This is a genomic window from Streptomyces sp. NPDC046716 (assembly GCF_040645755.1).
In the GTDB taxonomy this organism is placed as follows: Bacteria; Actinomycetota; Actinomycetes; order Streptomycetales; family Streptomycetaceae; genus Streptomyces.
On sequence record NZ_JBEYYU010000070.1, the window covers coordinates 1 to 19104 of the forward strand.

Consider the following 19104-nt stretch of genomic DNA (forward strand, 5'->3'; position numbering starts at 1 on the left):
CCGATACGACAAGACCGCGACCTCCTTCGAAGCCGCGGTCACCCTCGCATCAACGCTCCTCTGGCTTCGCCTACTTTGAAGACACGCCCTAGGGCCTGTCTTCACACTCCCCTCGTCGCCCGGAGGGCGGCCCCGCGGCGTCTGGTGCGTGCTCTCAGGGGGTCCCCCCGGCCGAAGGCTGGGGGAGTGCCGGGAGCACGGCCTCGTACTGGACGTACTCGGCCTTGTGCCCGGTGCGGCGAAGGGGGTACCTCCCGCACGAGCCGTGCGAAGCCGGTTCGAGTGTGGGGGAACGTGCCAGGCGTCGCGGGGCAGAGGGGAGTGTGAAGACAGGCCCTAGGTCCCGCGGTCAGCCGTGCAGCGTGTCCCGGGGGGAGCGGCCGTACGCGGCGCGGTAGGCGGCGGAGAAGCGGCTCGTGTGCAGGAAGCCCCACTGGGCGGCGATCCGGGTGACGGTGGCACCGGTGACGGGGTCGGCGGCCTTGAGCGCGGTGTGGGCGTGGGCGAGGCGCACGCGCCGCAGGTAGGTCATGGGGGTGGTGCCGAGGTGGCGGCGGAAGGCGTACTGGAGGGCGCGGGGCGTGACCTGCGCGGCGTCGGCGATGTCCGCGAGGCCGATGTCGGAGTGCGCCTGGTCGTCGATGTAGGCCGTCGCGCGGACGGCCGTCGAGTGGGTGGCGTCCCGGGAGTCGGCCAGGGCCGGTTCGTGCCCGACGGCCGTGTTGGGGAACACCTGGAGGACCGCGCCCGCGAGCAGTTCGGTCAGCGGGCCGACGATCAGCGGGACGGCCTCGGTGCCGAGGTCGCAGACGCTGCGGGCGTAGGCGTGGACGCGCTCCCAGTGCGCGGCGTGCCGGCGGTCGACCGGGGTGAGGCGCGTGAACCGCAGCGGACGGCCACCGCGAGGGTCGGCGAGGGCCGCGGCCCGCGCCAGGAGCGCTTCGGGCAGGGTGATGGCCGACGCGTGCAGGTCCACCGAGGACCCGGAGCAGGGCCGCCCCGGCACATGGCCGAGGAAGACGTCGCCCGCCGCGAAGGTGCCCTGCTGCCGCCCGTGGACGCGCCGGGCCCGGCCGGCCGCGAGACGTACGACGACGAGGTCGTCCCGGGGTTCCTTGGCGAAGGCGAGCGGGGCGGGCAGCACCATCTCGCGGTACGCGAAGTGCGCGGCGTCGAAGTGCCGGATGACGTACGCCCCGCCCCGGGGGACGTCCTGCGCGGTGAAGCGCCGCCCGTAGGCCGCTTGCATCAGGCTCCGCGCCTCGTCCCCCGAGCGCGTCCGCGCCTCGGCGGGTCTCACAGGCTTGCCGCTCACCAGGTCGACCCCGATCCGGGTGCGCTCCGCTCACGCATGCCGTCGTACGGACATCTGGCCTTACACGTTAATCACAAGGCCGGGAGCGGCGCAGGGATTCCGGCTCACAGCGCATGGAGGTCCGCGCGCCCCTCGGTGATGTCGGCCGCGATCTCCGTGATCTTGCGCCGGTGCGAACGGGCGTAGCCGCGCAGGAGGGTGAAGGCCTCGTCGACGCTGACGCCCCGCCGGACCGACAGCATCCCCTTGGCCTGCTCGATGACGACTCGGCTGGTGAGCGCGTGGTCCAACTGCGCCACCAGGGAACGGTTCCGCTCCACCTCCCGCACCAGGGACAGCATGTCCGCGGCCATCCCGCCGACGGCGCGCGCCCGCATCAGCGCCGGCATGCCCAGGGAAGGGCCCGGGCCGCCGTGCAGGACGAGCGCCCCGACCGTGGCGCCGCCGTCGGACAGCGGCAGCGCCGTGACGCGGGCGAGCCCGAGGGCCCGGGCACGCGGCACCCAGCGGGGCCAGCGCACGCGGGCCGGGCGCCCCGTCACATCGACGTCGATGAGCGGACGGCCGGCGGTACGGACCTCGTGAGCGGGGCCTTCTCCCCAGGCCGCGGCGTCGGCCGTCAGCGCGCGCAGCTCCGTGCTGGTCCCCTCCGTCCGCACCTCCCCGTCCCCGGGCACCGCGTAGTGCACCCCCGCACCCAGCGTTCCGACGAGCCGGCGGACACCCTCGACCAACGCGGCCAGGATCCTGCCCGCGTCGAGTGGCTCGGCGCTGGCCTCGTCCGTCAGACGCACGGCCAGAGCCGCCAGTTCCATGTCCGTCACCATCACGACTACCCCTTCACCCCATCCGTGGGCACGCAACAACCGTATCGACAACCGGCATCGGAGAACCTGAGGCACCGAACAGCCCTCCCCCTCCTATCATCCCGAGCGGCACTCCCCCGCACAGCCCGCAAAACGAAGCACGGCCGGGCGGGCTCGGCAACCGTCCGGAAAACGAAGCGCTTCCGTCCGAAGCCGGGGCGCGGCACTCGACTTCATTACTTACCGGTAAGTAAGATCACTCGCCTGTCGCTGCCCACCCAGGAGGCCCCCTTGCGCCGCGCACCTTCCCATCAGCTCCTCGCCGGTCTGCTCGCCGGGGCGGGGGTCACCCACTTCCTGCTGCCCAAGCCGTTCGACGCGATGGTGCCGCGCACGCTGCCGGGCTCACCGCGCGCCTGGACCCGGGCCAGCGGCGCCGTGGAGCTGGCGCTGGCGGCGGGGGTCGCGCTGCCCCTGACCCGGGCCCGCGCGGCCACGGCCGCGGCCGCGTTCTTCGTCGCCGTCCTGCCCGCGAACATCAAGATGGCCGCCGACTGGAACGAGCGGCCCGCGCCGCTCAGGAACGCGGCGTGGGCCCGGGTGCCGCTTCAGGTTCCGCTGGTGCTGTGGGCGCGCAAGGTGGCCCGCGACGCGACCTGACGCTCCCCGCGTCGCCGCCCCGTGTCGCCCGCGCCGGGTGGCGCGGAGCGACGCGGAGCGGTCCACGGTGTCCGGCAGGAGCGTGTCCTGCCAGGAGAGGTCACCGTCATGGCGCTCGCCGAAGCCGCCCGGTCGTTCGCGGCCCGCGTCGGGCGGCAGCTCGTCCGGGTCACCGTTCTCGACATGTCGACACGGCTCGCCGCCCAGGCGTTCCTCGCCGCGCTGCCGATGCTGATCGCCGTCGCCTCGATCTGCCCGGCGCCCGTGCGGCACGAGATGCGGCGGTCGCTGCACACGCTGATCGGCGCGAGCGGGCCCGTGGCGGCGGACGCCGATGTGCTGACCCGCGGCGGGGACGGCTCGCTCTACCACTGGGGAGCCGTGGGCATGCTGGTGGCCCTGGTGTCGGCCACCTCGTTCACGCGGGCGCTGCAGCGGATGTGCGAGCGCGCCTGGGAACTCCCGCGTTCCGCCGTGCGGTACGTGGCCTGGCGGTGGGCGCTGTGGCTCGTGGTGTGGATCGCGGTCCTGGTGCTCCAGGGGTCGCTGCACCGGGCGTTCGGCGCGGGGACCGGGCTCGGGGTGGTGCTCCAGGTGGTGGAGTCGGTCCTGATGTGGTGGTGGACGCAGCACCTGCTGCTGGCGGGCCGGGTGCCGTGGCTGCCGCTGCTGCCGGGCGCGCTGCTGGCCGGCGCCGGAGTGGTCGCCTTCTGTGCCGCGTCCGGTCTGTGGCTGCCGCGGGCGCTGCGGGTGAGCGAGCAGCGGTACGGGCCGCTCGGCGCGGTGTTCACCCTGCTGTCCTGGCTGATCGTGTTCTTCACCGTGGTGGTGGCCGGTGTGGCGATCGGGCGGGTGCTCGCACAGGAGGAGTACATCCGCCGGTGGACGGGCCCGGACGCACCTTAGGACTTGGCCTGCTTGGCCTGCTTGGCCTGCTTGCTCTGTTTGCCCGTCCTGCCCGGGCCGTCCGGCTCCTCCTTCTCGGCGCGCACCCGTCCGTCCTTCACCGCGGCCTTGAGCGCCGCGAAGTCGCGCTCGTTCTGGTCCGCGTACGCCTCCGCGAACCGGGCGACGGCCCGGTCGAAGGTGTCGGAGCGGCCCAGGTAGGCGGCGATCGCGATGCGGTCGCCGGAGCGGGCGTGGGCGCGGGCCAGCGTGGTGCCGCAGGTGCGGCCGAAGAGGCGCATGACGTCCGGGCTCATCAGATCGGCCTGCGGGATCGCCTTCCAGTCCCGCAACTGCCGGATGTAGAAGTCGCGTTGCCGCCCGTCGATGCCCTCGACCCGCTCCCAGCCGAGGAACATGTCGCCGGCCGCCTGCATGAGCCGCTGGCCCGTGACGACGCGTTCACCCTGGTTGGCGAGGTGCGATCCGCCGGCGAACGGGGCGAGGACCGAGGTGTCGGCCTCCTTCGCCTGGAGCATCAGCGGGTCGCGGGCGTCCCGGCCGAGCAGCAGGATCACCCAGCAGCGGGTGCCGACGCTGCCCACGCCGACGACCTTGCGTGCCATGTCGACGACCTCGTACTGGGCCAGCAGCGCCCGCCGGTCGGCGGGCAGCGTCCGGGCGTAGCGGGCGACCAGTTCGCGCAGCTGGTCCTCCAGGTGCTTGCGCTCCACGCCCGGCAGCAGCGCGTCGAACGGAGTGATCAACGGCGGGTCGGGGACGATGCGCAGCTCGCCGTCGACGACCCGGGCCAGCTTGTCGAGCGCCTGGAGGTGGTCACGGGTGCGGGCCTTGGTGAGCGCGGCGGACAGACGACGGCGGGCACGCGGGTCGATGCGGGCGGAGAGCCTCGCGTACAGCTCGTCGGCGTCGATCCGCGCGTACCAGACGTCGAGCGTGCGCCGGGCGGCGAACTCCGTCATGGCGATGCGGTACGCGGCCACCGTCGTGCGCACCACACGGCGGCGCTGCGCCGTGTCGAAGCCGTTGCCGCGGCCCGCGATGACCAGGCTGGCCGCGAGGCGCTTGACGTCCCACTCCCAGGGGCCCGGCAGCGTCTCGTCGAAGTCGTTGATGTCGAACATCAGGCGCCGCTCCGGCGAGGCGAGCAGCCGGAAGTTCAGCAGGTGCGCGTCGCCGCACAGTTGGGCCCGCAGCCCGGTGGCCGGGGTGGTCGCGAGGTCGGCCGCCATCAGCGCGGCGGCGCCGCGGTAGAAGCGGAACGGGGACTGCGTCATGCGCCCGTAGCGCAGCGGCACCAGCTCGGCGAGCCGGCCGGCCGACTGCTGTTCGAGCACGTCGACGGGGTCGGGGCGGTCGGCGGGCGGTGCGAACTCGCCGTGGTCCGAGCGCGGTACCCGGGAGCGGGCGCTCCTGCCCCGGGCCGCCCGCTCGGTGGGCGTGGCCGACGCGTGCGGGCTCGTCGTCGTGGTTCCGTCCATGGCAGTGCTCCCCTCGCGGCTTCCCCGTCCGGCGGCCGCCGGTGCCCCGACAGTGGACCGGGCCGGTTCCCGGGTCGTCACCCCGGCCGTGTGAGGTCCGCCGCCGAGTCGCCTGCCGGGGGTGAGGGGCGGCGGGCTCGCGGGCCGCAGACTGTTCGGCATGGAAGCGGAGATCCAAGGACTTCGGCGGCGGCGCCGGCTGGCCCGCGGCTGTCTGCTCGCCGCCCTGGCGGCGCTGGTGGTGCTCGGCGTCTTCGCCGGGCTGCGCACCTTCGCACTGCTCGCTGTGGGGCTCGCGGGTGCGGCGCTCACGCTCGCGGCCGTGTGGTGGATCCTGAGCCGGCGGGGGGTGCTGCGGTACCTCGCCGTGCTGCTCGCGCTCGCCGCGCCGGTGTGGGTGCTCGTGGCGTACGTGCGGGCCGGCCTGCTCTGGGTGGTGCTGGTGTCGGGCGCGCTGTGGCTGGCGGCCGCGGCCGCCGGGAGGGCCGCGCTGGCCGGACCGGCGGCTCCGGCCGCGGCCCGGGAGCGGCCCGCACCGGTGTCGCGGCATCCCGTGCTCATCATGAATCCCCGCTCCGGGGGCGGAAAGGTGGAGCGGTTCCGGCTGCGCGAGCGGGCGGCCGAACTCGGCGCCGAGGTGGTGCTGCTGGACACGAGCGGCGAGACCGACGTCGCGGCCCTGGCCCGCGCCTGCGCGGCGCGCGGCGCCGACCTGCTCGGCGTCGCGGGCGGTGACGGCACCCAGGCCCTGGTCGCCGAGGTCGCCGCCGACCTCGGCCTGCCGTTCCTCGTCGTGCCCGCGGGCACCCGCAACCACTTCGCCCTCGATCTCGGGCTGGACCGCGACGATCCGGCCCTGGCCCTCGACGCGCTGCGCGACGGGGTGGAGCTCCGGGTGGATCTGGGCCGGGCGGCCGGGCGGCCGTTCGTCAACAACGTCTCGTTCGGCGCGTACGCGGAGGTGGTGCAGAGCCCCGCGTACCGGGACGGCAAGACCCGTACGACGCTGGAGCTGCTGCCCGATCTGCTCGTGGGGCACCGCGGCGCCCGGCTGACCGCGCACGCGGGTGAGTACACGTTCGAGGATCCGCAGGCGCTGCTGGTCAGCAACAACCCCTACGGCGAGCGGGACATCGCGGGGCTCGGCCGGCGCACCCGCGTCGACGGCGGCGTCCTCGGCTGTGTCGGCGTCCGCGTGACCAGCGCCGCCCAGGCCGCCGGACTGCTGCGGCGCGGCCGGGCGTCGGGGCTGGCCCGGGCGCAGGCGACGACGGTGACCGTCGACGCCGACCGGCCCGAGCTGCCCGTCGGCCTCGACGGCGAGGCGGTGCGGCTGCCGGTTCCCGTGCGCTGCGAGATCCGGCCGGGCGTTCTCCGTGTGGTGGTGCCCCGGCGTCGCCCGGGCGGCTACCGGGAGCGGCCGGCCCTCGACTGGCGCACGATCGCCGAGCTGGGTCTGACCCGCCGGAGCTGACGCCCGCCACGCGGTGCGCGCTTACAGCGGGGCCCCGTAGACCTTGTGCGCCTCGCGGCGCCCGTACACCGTCAGCGACCAGATCACCAGCACGTCGAGAACGATGATGATCGCCGACCACACCGGGTGGTACGGGGTGAAGAAGAAGTGCTCCAGCGCACTCAGAGCGGCGATGGTGATACCGACCGCGCGGGCCCAGGTGCGGCCCTTGAACAGGGCGAAGGCCGCGCCGAGCATCACCGCGCCGGTGATCATCTCGACCCAGCCCCGGCCGTTGGTGTCGAAGTCGAAGGCGTAGTCGCTCTGCGCCTGGTAGTAGTTGCTGTTCAGGACCTCGGAGAGGCCCGAGATCAGATGGAATCCGCCGAGGATGCCCAGGACGCACGCGGCGAAGACGACTCCCCCGAGCGCCATCACACCGACGTGGGGCTCCTGCGGAGGTGGTGCGCCGGAGCCCGGGGTGGGGCCCGATGAGATCTGCCCGGCCATGTCGCTTCCCCTTCTCGTCACGGAGTACTGCTTCTCCTGGCCCGACGGAGCATCCCGCCGCGCGCGCCCACCACCGTCACCCGCACAAGGTGATGCCGCCGCCCGTGCCGTCGCGACAATGGGCGAGGGGCCGATGACCGAGCCGTCGTACGGGAGGTGTCGGCATGGGCGACTTCGAGATCCGGGTGCGCGGCAGGATCGGTGACGCCTTCCGTTCGGCGTTCGGTGAGCTGACCGTCGTCCTGCAACCGTCCGAGACGGTCCTGGTGGGTTCCGGACTCGACCAGGCCGCGCTGTACGGGATCCTCGACCGCATCCAGGCGCTCGGCCTGGAACTGCTGGAGGTACGCCGGTTGCCGGACGCCTGCTCCTGAGCCGTCCGCACCTCGACGCGGTGACGTGAGCGTGTCCGCCGAAGAGACCGACAAGCCTCTTCCGTGACCGCGGTGACGCCCCTCACCGTGGAGGTGGTGCCCTCCACATGGGGAGGTGAGGGGCATGCCCGCAGTCCTGTACGACCGGCAACCGAGATCCGGCACCGCACCGGGCCCGACCGTGACGGCCTGCCTGGTGTGGGTCGCGGGCACGCTGGTCAGAGTCGCCGGCGCGGTGGCGGATCCACGCAGCGCCGTCGTGCTCGTCGACGAGGCGGCCGCCGTGCTGGCCGCCGTCCCGCGCGAAGAGCTCCAGCGATCGAAGGCGTCACCCGTCCAGCCCTTGACCGAGCGCCAGTTGGCGGTGCTCGGGCAGTTGCAGGAGGAGGTGTCGCTGCGGCAGATCGCCGACCTGCTGTACGTGTCGCACAACACGGTCAAGAGCCATGTACGCGCCGTGTACCGCAAGTTGGGCGCCAGCTCCCGGGCCGAGGCCGTTCGGCGCGGCCGCGAGCTGGGCCTGGTCGGGCCCCTGCCGGGGTCCGAGGAGGGGTGGACGGACGGAGCGTGAGCGACAGCCGCCGGAACATCGTCATCACAGGATCTGGAGTTCGCGTGCCCGCCGCACCGCGGCCGAGCGCCGCGTCACGGCGAGCTTGCGGTAGACGCTCTTGAGGTGCGTCTTGACCGTGTTCACCGAGAGATACAGTTCCGCGGCGATCTCCTCGGTGGTCATCATCTGGGCGAGACGGTCCAGCACATCGCGCTCGCGCGGGCTCAACTGCTCCGCGCGGGCGGGCCGTCCGCCCGCGCGGTCCGGCACGGCCGCGCCGGGGGCGCGGCCGTTGCGCGCCGCGTCGAGCACGAAGGCGCAGGCCGGGGTCACGGTGCGCAGCACGGTCACCGGCAGCCGCGCGGAGTGCAGCAGTTCGTCCAGTACCTTCGGGCCGCAGCCGAGAGGCCCGCCGCGCTCCACCGCCACGGCGACGCCCGTGGCGAGGGCCCGCAGCTCGGCGAGGAACACGTCGGGCGACGTCCGCAGGACGTTGTCGGCGCGGGCGAGTTCGTGCCGGGCCCGGCCGGGTTCGCCGCGGGCCAGCTCGACCCAGGCACGCACCAGGTGCAGGGCCGCCTGCGAGCGTTCGGCGGCGCACCAGCTGGGCAGCGGCGGCTGGGTGGCGTGGGCGGCGAGTTCGTCGGCGGCCCGGAACCGGCCGCGTACCGCCTCCAGGAGCGCGAGTTCGACGAGGCAGTCCCGCCGCAGCGCTCCGTTGCCCGCCGCGCCCGCCGCCTTCAGCGCGCCGGTGAGGGATGCCTCGGCCGCCTTGAGGTGCCCGGCCCTGATCTCGTAGGCACCGCGCACCGCGAGGGTGAGCGCGGGGATCTCGGGGTGCTGGGCGAGCGCCGCGTGCGGCAGCAGCGGTCCGATCCCCTCCACCTCCAGGGCGGCGGCGTAGGCCTGCCCGGGATCGCCGGCGCGCAGCCGGTCCATCCGGATCACGGCGTGCGCGAGCCGGCAGCGGGCCGTCCGGTCGGCCTCCTGCGGACCGTCCTGCGCCCGGCCCTCCTCCACGTGGGCGTCGTCCGGGGGTTCGGCCAGCAAGCGCTCCGCGAGCGCCAGGTACCGGCCGCACGCCTGGTCGTCGCCGCGGACGCGGGCGACCGCCGCGGCGAGCAGGGCCGCCTCCGGCCGGCCGGCGCTCCCCGGTTCCTGCGGGCCGCCGCGCGTGAGGCCGTCCGGCAGCGGGGACCTGGACAGGCCGAGGACCTGGCCGATCGCGAGGTGCCGCACGATCAGTTCGCCGGCCAGGTCCCGGTCGCCGGCGGCGAGCAGATGTCCGACGGCCTCGGCGAGCCGGCCGTGCGCGCCGAGCCAGCCCGCCGCGCGGCGGTGCAGCGGGACGACGAGGCCCGGTGACTCGTGGCGCAGGCACATCCGCAGCACGTCGGCGAACATCTGGTGGCAGCGGTACCAGCCGTGCCCGAGCGGGTGCAGGAAGGAGTTCTCGCGGACGAGGTCGGCGAAGTGCCCGCCGATGTCGTCGCCGCACAGGGCGGTGGCCAGTTCGGCGTTGACCCGGTCCAGGACGCTGGTGGTGAGCAGGAGGCGGCGCATGGCGGCCGGCTGCAGGTCGAGGACCTCTTCGACGAGGTAGCTGGCGACGGCCTCGTCGTCCCCGGCGAACCGGTCGACGAACCGCTCGGGTTCGCCGTGCCGCTCCAGTTTCTCCATGGACATCGCGGCGAGCCGGATGCCCGCGGCCCAGCCGTCGGTGCGCCGGCGCAGCGCGCTCACGGTCTGTTTGGGCACGTCGATGCCGTGCTGGGCGAGCAGGGCGGCGGTCTCCCGGTCGTCGAAGACGAGGTCGGCGGTGCGCAGTTCGGTCAGATCGCTGGCGAGCCGGCCGCGGCGCAGGTGCAGCGGCGGGTCGCGGCGGGCCAGGACGACCAGGCGCAGCACGCCCGAGGTGTGCCGCAGCAGGCTGCTGACGCCGTCCGCGATCGGCGAGCCGGGCGCGGGCTGGAAGTCGTCGAGGAGCAGCACCACCGGTTCGGTGCGCCGGTTGAGTTCGGCGGCGAGCGCCGCGACGAGCAGCGGTCCCTCGCCGGTGGCGACGGCGTCCGGCACCCGGACGCCCGCGTCGCGCAGGGCCGAGGTGACCCGCGGCCAGAACACGGCGGGCTGTTCGGCGCGGCCGTCGCAGGTCACCCAGGCCAGCGGGCCGGGGAGGCGCCGGGTGTGCGCCCACTCCAGGGCGAGGGCCGTCTTGCCCGCGCCCACGGGTCCGACGACGACCGTCAGCCGGCCGCGTACCGCGCGGGCGAGCCGGTCCGTCAGCCGGGGGCGCGCCACGATCCAGGCGGGCAGCGCGGGCGTCGTGCGGGATGCCTCCTGGTCGGCTTCCTCGTCGTCGGGGCAGAGCCGCTCGGACATCGGCGGCACCTCGCTCTCGGGAAGGCCTGCGGTGCGGCACAGCACAGTGTGGGCCCGCCCGGGCGGAACGGCGGCCCGGCGGACGCCATCTCACCCGGGTGAAGTTCCGGGGTGGGACGGCGCCCGGCCGGGCCGGCCGACGACGGTGCGATCACGTGCCCTGCAGGGCGCTGACCAGCTCCTCCTCTCGTTCCTTCGTGAGGGAGGTGCGGAGCACGCTGGGCTTGAAGGGGCGCAGCGCGTCACGGACGCGGTCGGGGGTGGAGCGGCGCACGAGGGCGAAGACGGCGGCGTGGCCGGGTTCGAGGGTGGCCGCGATCTCCTTGACGAACGCGTCGTTGATGCCGATGTCGGTGAGCTTGCCGGCGACGGCGCCGGTGGCGGCCCCCACCGCCGCGCCGAACACCGGCATCAGGAAGAGCAGTCCGAACAGCGAGCCCCACAGGGCGCCGCCGGCCGCGCCGGCCCCGGTGGTGCTGTACGTCTGCTGCACGTGGATCTTGCCGTCCATGGTGCGCCAGGCGAGGGCGGCGTCCTCCAGGTCGAGGAGTTCCTGGCGGGACAGCTCCTTGGACAGGCGCAGCACCGACTCCGCCTTCTCCTTGTCCGCGAATCCGAGCACGACGAGATCGGCCATCAGGACCTCCTGGGGTGGTGTTTCGCCGTCCGGTTGCCGCCGCCGTTCGGGGCGACGGGGTCGCCGAGCCGCTGGGCCGCGGCGGTGACCTGGACGGAGACGGGTTCGAGTGCCTCCTCGGTGAGGAAGCCTTCCGCGACGGGCACGCCGCCCGCGTCACGGATCGCTGTGCGCAGATACTTCGCCCAGACGTGTTCGAGGAGGACGAACGCCGCGGCCGTGCCCGGGTCGAGGGCGTCGGCCATCTCCCTGATCTCGTCCAGGCTCAGGCCGAAGGCGTTGCCCTCGACGAGGCTCGGGTACTCCTTCTCGGCCGCCTTGACCTGTTCGCCGGAGATGCCCAGCAGGGCGGCGACGGTCTCCCCCATGCCCTCCGCCTGGAAGTCCATGGTGAACAGGTCGCCACCGGGCTCCTTGCTGACGAACAGCATGTCGAGGACACGGACCTGACCGTTCGCCTCAAGGATCGACAGCTCTTCCATGATCCGGCCTTCGAACTTCGCTTCCGGCCCGAACTCGACCGTGAGGAGCTGCACCGGTCCGATCCCGGCCATCGTGTCTCCCTTCCACGTAGCGGCCCCCGTCACGACCGTCATCACAGCGTCAGCGGGGGCCTCGCCGCGTCACCCGCCGCAGGTGAGGGAGGGGGCCCGGCGGGCGGCGACGGTGGGGCGCGGAGGTGACGCCATGTCCCAGGACCAGGCTCCGGACCCCGCCGAACCGGCCCGGACGGCCGAGGCGGGCGAGGTGGAGCGGCTGCGCGCCGAGGTCGCGGAGCTGCGCGACCGGGTGGGGACCGAGCGGCGGCGCCGCGCGCGGCTGCTGCTGGTGCGCAGGACGCTGGCGGCGGTGCTGATCGCGCTGGTCGCCGTGGTGGGGGTGACGTCGGTGGTGGGACTGTGGGGTGCGCGTACGGCGCTGAACACGGACCGCTGGGTGGCGGCCGTGGGCCCGCTGCCGCAGGACCCGGACGTGAACAGCGCCGTGTCCCTGTATCTCACCGACCAGATCTTCGACCAACTGGACGTGACCCGGCGGCTGTCCGAGGCGCTGCCGCCGCGCGCGTCGTTCCTCGCGGGCCCGGTCACCGGGGCCGTCCACGACTCCATGGAGCGGTCGGTGTCGAAGCTGCTGGCCACCGATCGGTTCCGGGCGCTGTGGGAGGGCGCCAACCGGCGGGCCCACGAGCGGATCGTCACCGTCGTCGAGAAGCGCAACGCGAACGTACGGGTGCACGGCGACACGGTCACCCTGAATCTGCTGCCGATGGCCAACAACCTGCTCATCGCCCTCGAGGCCCAACTCCCCTCGCTGTTCGGCAAGAAGCTCGACCTGCCGACGCTGACCTCGGGTGAACTGCCTCCCGGACTGCACGACCGCGTCGAGAAGGCGCTGGGGGTGCGGCTCCCGGCGGACTTCGCGCAGATCACCCTCCACAACCGGCACACGCTGAGCCAGCTCCAGCAAACGGTCGTGATGTCCAAGCGGGCGCTGGTGGGCCTGCTGATCGCCGGGCCGGTCCTGCTCGCGCTCGCGCTGTGGGCCGCTCCGGACCGGCGCCGCACCCTGCTGCAGCTCGGCGTGTGGCTGGTGGTCACGGTGACCGTGCTGCACGCGGTACTGCGGGCCGTGCGCGGGCAGTTGCTCGGGCAGGTGCCGCAGGGCGTCTACCGGGACGGGCTGCGCGCCGCGCTGTGGACGGTGTTCACGACGCTGCGCGATCTGGGCGACCTGCTGCTGTGGCTGGGCGTCGGTCTCGCGGTGCTCATGTATCTGATCGGGCCCGGCCGGCTGCCGGTGGCGCTGCGCCGCCGCGCCGCCCAGGGAGTGCGGGCCGGCGGGCAGTTCGCGGCCCGGGCCGGCACCCGGATCGGCACGGACCGGACGGTCCTGCCCTGGATCGCCCGGCACGCCGACGTGCTGCGGGTGGCCGGAGTGATCGTCGCCGTCCTCGTCGCGCTGCTGCTGTCCTCGTGGACGGCGCTGTTCGTGGTCGGCGCGCTGCTCGCCGCGTACGAGATCGCGGTCACGCTGCTCGCCCGCGGCGGTGGCTCACCCCCGGGAGGTGAGGCGGGCGGCACGACCCCCGCGAAGACTGGCGCATCCGGCTGACCGAGGCAGGGAGTTACGCGCATGAAGAAGCAGGAAACCAGCGCGGGCGTGGGGCCGACGGCCACCGGGAACCCGCGGGCGCGCCTGTGGGGGCCTTACCTGAGCGAGCGGCAGTGGGGCACGGTCCGCGAGGACTACAGCCCGGGCGGCGACGCGTGGTCGTACTTCCCGCACGACCACGCGCGTTCGCGCGCCTACCGCTGGGGCGAGGACGGGCTCGGCGGCATCTGCGACGACAAGCAGCGGCTGTGTCTGGCGGTCGCCCTGTGGAACGGGCAGGACCCGATCCTGAAGGAGCGCGCCTTCGGTCTCACCAACGGTGAGGGCAACCACGGCGAGGACGTCAAGGAGTACTACTTCTACCTCGACAGCACGCCCAGCCACTCCTACCTGCGCTACCTGTACAAGTACCCGCAGACCGCCTACCCCTACGACGAGCTCCTGTCGGTCAACCGCTCCCGCGGCCGGCAGGACTTCGAGTACGAGCTGATGGACACGGGGATCTTCGACGAGAACCGCTACTTCGACGTGACGGTGGAGTACGCGAAGGCGGACCACGACGACATCCTGATGCGGATCACGGTGGCGAACCGGGGCCCGGACGAGGCGACGCTGCACGTGCTGCCGACGCTGTGGCTGCGCAACACCTGGTCCTGGAACGACGGGCGCGCGCCGGACCCCGCGCCGCGGCTGCGCGCGACCGAGGGCCCGCGGTCGGTCTCCACCGTGCGCGCCGACCATCCGGGGCTCGGCTCCTACGACCTGCGGTGCGCGGGGGCGCCCCGGCTGCTGTTCACGGAGAACGAGACGAACAACGAGCGCCTGTTCCACACCGCGAACGCCTCTCCCTACGTGAAGGACGGCATCGGCCGGTACATCGTCGAGGGCGAGGGCACGGCCGTGAATCCGCGGCTGGAGGGCACCAAGGCGGCGGCGCACTACACGCTGGTGGTCCCCCCGGGCGGATCCGAGACGGTGCGGCTGCGGCTGGGCCCCGCGGGCGGACAGTTGTCACTGGCCCGCGGCTTCGACTCGGTGTTCAAGCAGCGCATCGCCGAGGCGGACGACTTCTACCGGGAGCTGACCCCGCCCCGGGCGGGCGAGGACGAGGCGCGGGTGCTGCGCCAGGCCCTCGCCGGGATGCTCTGGTCGAAGCAGTACTACGCCTTCGACCTGGAGACCTGGCTGGCCGAGCACCATCTGTCGCCGTGGAGTCTGCCGCGGCCCGGGGTGCGCAACCGCGAGTGGTTCCACATGATCAACGACGACATCATCTCGATGCCGGACAAGTGGGAGTATCCGTGGTTCGCCGCGTGGGACCTCGCGTTCCACACGGTGGCGCTCTCCGTCGTCGACGTCGAGTTCGCCAAGCAGCAGCTCGAACTCCTGCTGCGCGACAGCTACTTGCACCCCAACGGGCAGATCCCCGCGTACGAGTGGAACTTCGGCGACGTGAATCCGCCGGTGCACGCCTGGGCCGCGTACTTCGTCCATCTGATGGAGGAGCGCACGACGGGCCGCTCCGACCCCGCCTTCCTGGAGCGGACCTTCCAGAAGCTGCTGACGAACTTCACCTGGTGGGTCAACCGCAAGGACCCGTCGGGCCGCAACGTCTTCCAGGGCGGCTTCCTCGGCCTGGACAACATCGGTGTCTTCGACCGCAGCGCCCCGCTGCCCACCGGCGGCACGCTGGAGCAGGCCGACGGCACCGCGTGGATGGCGCTGTACTGCCAGTCGATGCTGCAGATCGCCCTCGAACTCTCCCAGCACAACGACGCCTACGACGAGCTGGTCCTGAAGTTCGTCGAGCACTATCTGTGGATCGCGGCCTCGATGGACCGCATCGGGGACCTCGGCGACGAGCTGTGGGACGAGGAGGACGGCTTCTTCTACGACGTGCTGCGGCTGCCCGACGGGCAGGCGGTCCGGCTGAAGGTCCGCTCGATGGTGGGGCTGCTGCCGCTGTGCGCGTCCACGGTGTTCCGTCCCGAGCAGCTGTCCCATCTGTCGGGTCTCGGCGAGCGGCTCCAGCGCTTCGCCGCCCGGCACCCCTCGCTGTCGGTGACGATGAGCACGGCGCAGTCCGGCACGGCGGGCGGGCCGCGGCTGCTGTCGATCCTGGACGAGAAGAAGCTCGTACGCGTTCTCGGGCATCTGCTCTCCGAGGACGAGTTCCTCAGCCCGTACGGGGTGCGCGCGCTGTCGCGTCATCACGCCGATCACCCGTACACGTTCTGGGCGGGCGGCCAGGAGTACCGGGTCGGCTATCTGCCGGCCGAGTCCGACACCGGCATGTTCGGCGGCAACTCGAACTGGCGCGGACCGGTGTGGCTGCCGATGAACGCGCTCCTGGTGCGCGCCCTGATCAACCTCTACGGTTTCTACGGCGACGAGTTCACCGTGGAGTGCCCGACGGGTTCGGGGGTGCACAAGAACCTGTTCGAGGTCGCCGAGGAGATCACGGCGCGGCTGACCCGGATCTTCCTGCGTGACGAGGAGGGGCGGCGGCCCGTCTTCGGGGGCCAGACCAAGTTCCGCGACGACCCGCACTGGCGTGACCTGATCCTGTTCCACGAGTACTTCCACGGGGACAACGGCGCCGGGATCGGCGCCTCGCACCAGACGGGGTGGACCGGTCTGATCGCCCCGCTGATGAAGATCTTCGGCACGCTCGGTCCCGACGCGTTCCGTCCCGACGCCGCGAGGAGGCACAACCGATGACCGAGGTGCCGGCGCAGCCCGTCGTCCATGAGGTCAACACCCGTGTCTGGCTGCGGGAGCTGGGGCCGCGCACCGGCCGGCCCCCGACTCTCGCCGAGGTGCCGAAGGACGCGTGGGACGAGCTGACCCCGGCCGGGGTCGACGTCGTCTGGCTCATGGGGGTGTGGGAACGCAGCCCGCTGGGCCGCTCCATCGCCCTGCGCGACCCGGCCCTGCGCGCCGCGTTCGACGCGGCGGTCCCCGGGATCGGCGACGAGGACATCGCCGGGTCGCCGTACTGCATCCGCCGGTACGTCGCGGACGAGACGCTGGGCGGCACCGAGGGGCTCGCGGCCGCCCGCGCCGCCCTCGCCCGCAGGGGCGTCGGGCTGCTCCTCGACTACGTGCCGAACCATGTGGCGCCGGACAGCCCGTGGGTCACCGGGCACCCCGAGTACTTCGTGCGGGGCGACGCCGGGGACGTGCGCCGGGACCCGGCCGGCTTCCTCGACACCGGGCGGTCGGTGCTCGCGCGCGGCCGCGACCCGTTCTTCCCGCCGTGGCCCGATGTGGTCCAGCTGAACGCGTTCGCGCCGCAGCTGCGGCGGGCCACGACCGAAGTGCTGACGGGCATCGGCGAGCTGTGCGACGGGGTGCGCTGCGACATGGCGATGCTGCTGATGAACGAGGTCTTCGCGCGGACCTGGGGCGAGCGGGTGGGTCCGCCGCCCGAGCGGGACTTCTGGACGGAGGTCGTCGCCGGGGTCCGCGAGCGCCATCCGCGCATGCTGTTCGCCGCCGAGGCGTACTGGAACCTCGAATGGGCCCTTCAGGAGCAGGGGTTCGACTTCTGCTACGACAAGCGCCTCTACGACCGGGTCCTGCACGAGAGCGCCGGATCCGTCCGTGATCACCTGCGGGCCGACGAGGACTACCAGCGCGGCCTCGTCCGCTTCCTGGAGAACCACGACGAGCCGCGGGCCGCGCTCACCATGTCGCCGGACAAGGAACGCGCGGCGGCCGTCCTGATCGCCACGCTGCCCGGCGCGACGCTGTGGCACGAGGGCCAGTTCACCGGGCGCCGGATCCATCTTCCGGTGTTCCTGGACCGCCGCGTCGACGAGCGGCCGGACCAGGGGCTGCGCGCGTTCCACGAGCGGCTGCTGGCCCGGGTCCACCGCAGCGGGATGCGGACCGGGCGCTGGCGGCTCCTGGAGTGCCGGATCTGGCCGGACAACACCTCGGGCCTGGACCTGATCGCCTCCTGCTGGACCGGCGACGCGGGCCGCTTCCTGACGGTGGTGAACCTCTCGGACCACCGGGCACAGGCGCGCGTGCCCCTGCCCTGGCCGGAACTGGGCCGGGAGACCTGGGAGCTGACGGAACTGCTCTTCTCCGAGGACAGGTACGGGCGTTCGGGCGCGGAGCTCCTGGACGACGGCCTGTACGTGGACCTGCCGTCCTGGGGCACCCATGTGTTCTCGGTGGCCGGCTCGGGGAACTGATCACCCTTCGTCCCGGGCGACGGTCCAGCGGGCCCCGCTGCGGACCCGGAACGCCACGACGGCCTCCTCGACGGTGGGGAAGAACCGCTCGGGTGCGAAGGTCCGGGTCAGCCCGTACCGCGCCAGCTTGGCCCGCACCGGATCCTTCAGCTCCGCGAAGACCAGCAGGACCTCCTTCTCCTGGAGCGCGGCGTCCAGCTCCAGGAGAACGTCCGCGGCGGTGGTGTCCACGTCGGTGACCGGCTCGGCCGCGAGCAGCACCTGGCGGGCCTCGGGGGTGTGCCGCACGACGCGCAGCACCTCGTCGCGGAACGACTTGGCGTTGGCGAAGAACAGCGGAGCGTCGAAGCGGAGCACGACAAGGCCCGGCAGATGTTCGGCGCGCGGGTGCGAGCGCACGTCGTGATAGCCCGCGAGGCCGGGCACCCGCCCGAGTTCGGTGCTGTACGGCCACCAGGCGCGCCGGAAGACGTTGAGGATGGACAGCCCGACGGCGATTGCGATCCCGGGCAGCACGCCGAGCAGCGCGACGCCCAGGAACGCGGCGATGGACAGCCAGAACTCCGCCTTGCGCTGCCGCCACAGCCGCCGTGTCCCGGGCAGGTCGGCCAGCGACAGGGACGCGGTGATGACGACGGCGGCGAGCGCGGGCTGCGGCAGGTCGCGGAAGAGGCCGGGCAGCAGGACCAGCATGAGCAGGATCAGCCCGGCGCCCACGACTCCGGTCAGCTGGGTGCGGGCCCCGGCCCGTTCGGCGACGGCGGTGCGTGATCCGCTGGTGCTCAGGGGAAACCCCTGGAAGAGCCCGACGGCGACGTTCGCGGCGCCGATGGCGAGCATCTCGTCGTTGCCGCGCACCTCCTGCCCGGTGCGGGCGGCGAAGGCGCTCGCGTTGGAGATGGTGTCGGCCAGCGAGACCAGGGCGATGCCCAGGGCGCCCGCGAACAGCGGGCCCAGGTCGTTCAGGGTCACGTGCGGCACGGTGAACGGCGGGAGCCCCTCGGGCAGCCGTCCCACGGTCCGCACGCCGTGTTCGTCGAGGTGGAACACGACGGACGCCGCGATGGCGAGGACGACCATGACGAGCACGGCGGGGACCTTCGGCAGCAGTCGTTGCAGGAGCAGGATGAGGGCGAGGCAGCCGACCCCGACGGCGAGAGCGGCCGGCACGGTCTTTCCCTCCGCCACCGCCCGGACGAAGGCCTCGACTTCGGCGGGCAGGCCGTCGGCGTCGGTGGAGAAGCCGAAGAGTTTCGGCAGCTGCCCGACGAGGATGGTCAGGGCCAGGCCGTTCATGTAGCCGATCATCGTGGGCTTGGAGACGAGGTCGGCGACGAAGCCGAGCCGCGCCACCGCCGCGAGCACCATGATCGCCCCGACCATGAGGGCGAGCACGGAGGCGAGCGCGACGGCCCGCTCCGGGTCGCCGCCGGACGCCACCAGGGGCAGTACCGTCGCGGCGATCATCGGGCCGAGCGAGGAGTCGGGCCCGAGGACGAGGATGCGGGACGGGCCGAAGACGGCGTAGGCGAGCAGGCAGAGCACGGATGTGTAGAGGCCGGTGATGGCGGGCAGTCCGGCGAGTTCCGCGTACGCCATGCCCTGCGGCACCAGGAGGGTGCTCAGGACGACGCCCGCGACCAGGTCCTTGACGAGCCAGCCGCGGCGGTAGTCGCGCAGCGACCGCACGCCGGGCGGCACCCAGCCCAT

Annotated in this window: 16 protein-coding genes; 8 read left to right on the plus strand and 8 right to left on the minus strand. The window is 73.2% G+C overall.

Annotated elements, in window-relative coordinates:
• Positions 1–349: 349 nt before the first annotated feature.
• Positions 350–1315, minus strand: a complete 966-nt coding sequence (locus tag ABZ930_RS35150; protein ID WP_361557375.1) for a helix-turn-helix transcriptional regulator — start codon at positions 1313–1315, stop codon at positions 350–352.
• Positions 1316–1419: 104 nt separating this feature from the next.
• Entirely contained in the window at positions 1420–2142 is a 723-nt protein-coding gene (locus tag ABZ930_RS35155; protein WP_361557378.1) for a GAF and ANTAR domain-containing protein, read from the minus strand.
• 270 nt (positions 2143–2412) lie between these two features.
• Between ABZ930_RS35155 and ABZ930_RS35160 the strand changes: the two genes are divergently transcribed.
• The gene (locus ABZ930_RS35160; RefSeq protein WP_361557381.1) at positions 2413–2781 is read left to right on the plus strand and encodes a hypothetical protein; all 369 of its coding nucleotides are present in this window, start codon (positions 2413–2415) and stop codon (positions 2779–2781) included.
• Between the two features lie 108 nt (positions 2782–2889).
• Positions 2890–3687, plus strand: a complete 798-nt coding sequence (locus ABZ930_RS35165; RefSeq protein ID WP_361557384.1) for a YhjD/YihY/BrkB family envelope integrity protein — start codon at positions 2890–2892, stop codon at positions 3685–3687.
• Here ABZ930_RS35165 and ABZ930_RS35170 read toward each other — a convergent pair.
• Entirely contained in the window at positions 3684–5168 is a 1485-nt protein-coding gene (locus tag ABZ930_RS35170; RefSeq protein WP_361557387.1) for a DUF2252 domain-containing protein, read from the minus strand. The two genes, ABZ930_RS35165 and ABZ930_RS35170, sit on opposite strands and share 4 nt — an antisense overlap.
• 160 nt (positions 5169–5328) lie before the next feature.
• Here ABZ930_RS35170 and ABZ930_RS35175 point away from each other — a divergent pair, with 160 nt between their 5' ends.
• Positions 5329–6642 carry a diacylglycerol kinase family protein gene (locus ABZ930_RS35175; protein WP_361557390.1) on the plus strand — a complete coding sequence of 438 codons (1314 nt, stop codon included), beginning with the start codon at positions 5329–5331 and terminating at the stop codon, positions 6640–6642.
• 21 nt (positions 6643–6663) lie between these two features.
• On the opposite strand, the gene ABZ930_RS35180 is transcribed toward ABZ930_RS35175, so the two are convergent.
• Positions 6664–7131 (minus strand): hypothetical protein, encoded by a 468-nt coding sequence (locus tag ABZ930_RS35180; RefSeq protein WP_361557393.1) that lies wholly within the window; start codon positions 7129–7131, stop codon positions 6664–6666.
• 164 nt (positions 7132–7295) lie between these two features.
• Between ABZ930_RS35180 and ABZ930_RS35185 the strand changes: the two genes are divergently transcribed.
• Both ABZ930_RS35185 and ABZ930_RS35190 read left to right on the plus strand, forming a co-directional pair.
• On the plus strand, positions 7296–7505 hold the full coding sequence (locus ABZ930_RS35185; protein WP_361557396.1) for a hypothetical protein: 210 nt from the start codon (positions 7296–7298) through the stop codon (positions 7503–7505).
• A 124-nt stretch (positions 7506–7629) separates the two neighbouring features.
• The gene (locus ABZ930_RS35190) at positions 7630–8076 is read left to right on the plus strand and encodes a LuxR C-terminal-related transcriptional regulator (RefSeq protein WP_361557399.1); all 447 of its coding nucleotides are present in this window, start codon (positions 7630–7632) and stop codon (positions 8074–8076) included.
• A 24-nt stretch (positions 8077–8100) separates the two neighbouring features.
• Here ABZ930_RS35190 and ABZ930_RS35195 read toward each other — a convergent pair whose 3' ends face one another.
• The 3 genes from ABZ930_RS35195 to ABZ930_RS35205 all read right to left on the minus strand — a co-directional run bounded on the left by ABZ930_RS35195 (position 8101) and on the right by ABZ930_RS35205 (position 11631).
• The gene (locus ABZ930_RS35195) at positions 8101–10440 is read right to left on the minus strand and encodes a LuxR C-terminal-related transcriptional regulator (RefSeq protein ID WP_361557402.1); all 2340 of its coding nucleotides are present in this window, start codon (positions 10438–10440) and stop codon (positions 8101–8103) included.
• A gap of 151 nt (positions 10441–10591) precedes the next feature.
• Positions 10592–11077, minus strand: coding sequence for a DUF1269 domain-containing protein (locus ABZ930_RS35200; protein ID WP_361557405.1), 486 nt, complete (start codon positions 11075–11077; stop codon positions 10592–10594).
• Entirely contained in the window at positions 11077–11631 is a 555-nt protein-coding gene (locus ABZ930_RS35205; RefSeq protein ID WP_361557408.1) for a DUF1269 domain-containing protein, read from the minus strand. Before ABZ930_RS35205 ends, ABZ930_RS35200 begins: the two co-directional genes overlap by 1 nt.
• Positions 11632–11764: 133 nt before the next feature.
• On the opposite strand from ABZ930_RS35205, the gene ABZ930_RS35210 reads away from it, so the two are divergent.
• Genes ABZ930_RS35210 through ABZ930_RS35220 form a run of 3 tightly spaced genes read left to right on the plus strand, consistent with a single transcriptional unit; the run spans position 11765 to position 17394 of the window.
• Positions 11765–13189, plus strand: a complete 1425-nt coding sequence (locus ABZ930_RS35210; protein WP_361557411.1) for a hypothetical protein — start codon at positions 11765–11767, stop codon at positions 13187–13189.
• A gap of 21 nt (positions 13190–13210) precedes the next feature.
• Positions 13211–15910: a glucosidase gene (locus ABZ930_RS35215; protein WP_361557414.1), complete on the plus strand. Its 2700-nt coding sequence runs from the start codon at positions 13211–13213 to the stop codon at positions 15908–15910.
• Complete coding sequence (locus ABZ930_RS35220; protein WP_361557417.1) at positions 15907–17394, plus strand: alpha-amylase; 1488 nt, start codon at positions 15907–15909, stop codon at positions 17392–17394. The genes ABZ930_RS35215 and ABZ930_RS35220 overlap by 4 nt, the downstream gene beginning before the upstream one ends.
• Here the strand turns inward: ABZ930_RS35220 and sulP are convergent, their stop codons facing one another.
• Complete coding sequence (gene sulP / locus ABZ930_RS35225) at positions 17395–19104, minus strand: sulfate permease (protein ID WP_361557420.1); 1710 nt, start codon at positions 19102–19104, stop codon at positions 17395–17397.

Coding starts and splice junctions, on each gene's coding strand:
- ABZ930_RS35155 (WP_361557378.1), bottom strand. CDS start 2,142: ATGGTGACGGACATGGAACTGGCGGCTCTGGCCGTGCGTCTGACGGAC.
- ABZ930_RS35165 (WP_361557384.1), top strand. CDS start 2,890: ATGGCGCTCGCCGAAGCCGCCCGGTCGTTCGCGGCCCGCGTCGGGCGG.
- ABZ930_RS35170 (WP_361557387.1), bottom strand. CDS start 5,168: ATGGACGGAACCACGACGACGAGCCCGCACGCGTCGGCCACGCCCACC.
- ABZ930_RS35175 (WP_361557390.1), top strand. CDS start 5,329: ATGGAAGCGGAGATCCAAGGACTTCGGCGGCGGCGCCGGCTGGCCCGC.
- ABZ930_RS35180 (WP_361557393.1), bottom strand. CDS start 7,131: ATGGCCGGGCAGATCTCATCGGGCCCCACCCCGGGCTCCGGCGCACCA.
- ABZ930_RS35185 (WP_361557396.1), top strand. CDS start 7,296: ATGGGCGACTTCGAGATCCGGGTGCGCGGCAGGATCGGTGACGCCTTC.
- ABZ930_RS35190 (WP_361557399.1), top strand. CDS start 7,630: ATGCCCGCAGTCCTGTACGACCGGCAACCGAGATCCGGCACCGCACCG.
- ABZ930_RS35195 (WP_361557402.1), bottom strand. CDS start 10,440: ATGTCCGAGCGGCTCTGCCCCGACGACGAGGAAGCCGACCAGGAGGCA.
- ABZ930_RS35200 (WP_361557405.1), bottom strand. CDS start 11,077: ATGGCCGATCTCGTCGTGCTCGGATTCGCGGACAAGGAGAAGGCGGAG.
- ABZ930_RS35205 (WP_361557408.1), bottom strand. CDS start 11,631: ATGGCCGGGATCGGACCGGTGCAGCTCCTCACGGTCGAGTTCGGGCCG.
- ABZ930_RS35210 (WP_361557411.1), top strand. CDS start 11,765: ATGTCCCAGGACCAGGCTCCGGACCCCGCCGAACCGGCCCGGACGGCC.
- ABZ930_RS35215 (WP_361557414.1), top strand. CDS start 13,211: ATGAAGAAGCAGGAAACCAGCGCGGGCGTGGGGCCGACGGCCACCGGG.
- ABZ930_RS35220 (WP_361557417.1), top strand. CDS start 15,907: ATGACCGAGGTGCCGGCGCAGCCCGTCGTCCATGAGGTCAACACCCGT.
- sulP (WP_361557420.1), bottom strand. CDS start 19,104: ATGGGCTGGGTGCCGCCCGGCGTGCGGTCGCTGCGCGACTACCGCCGC.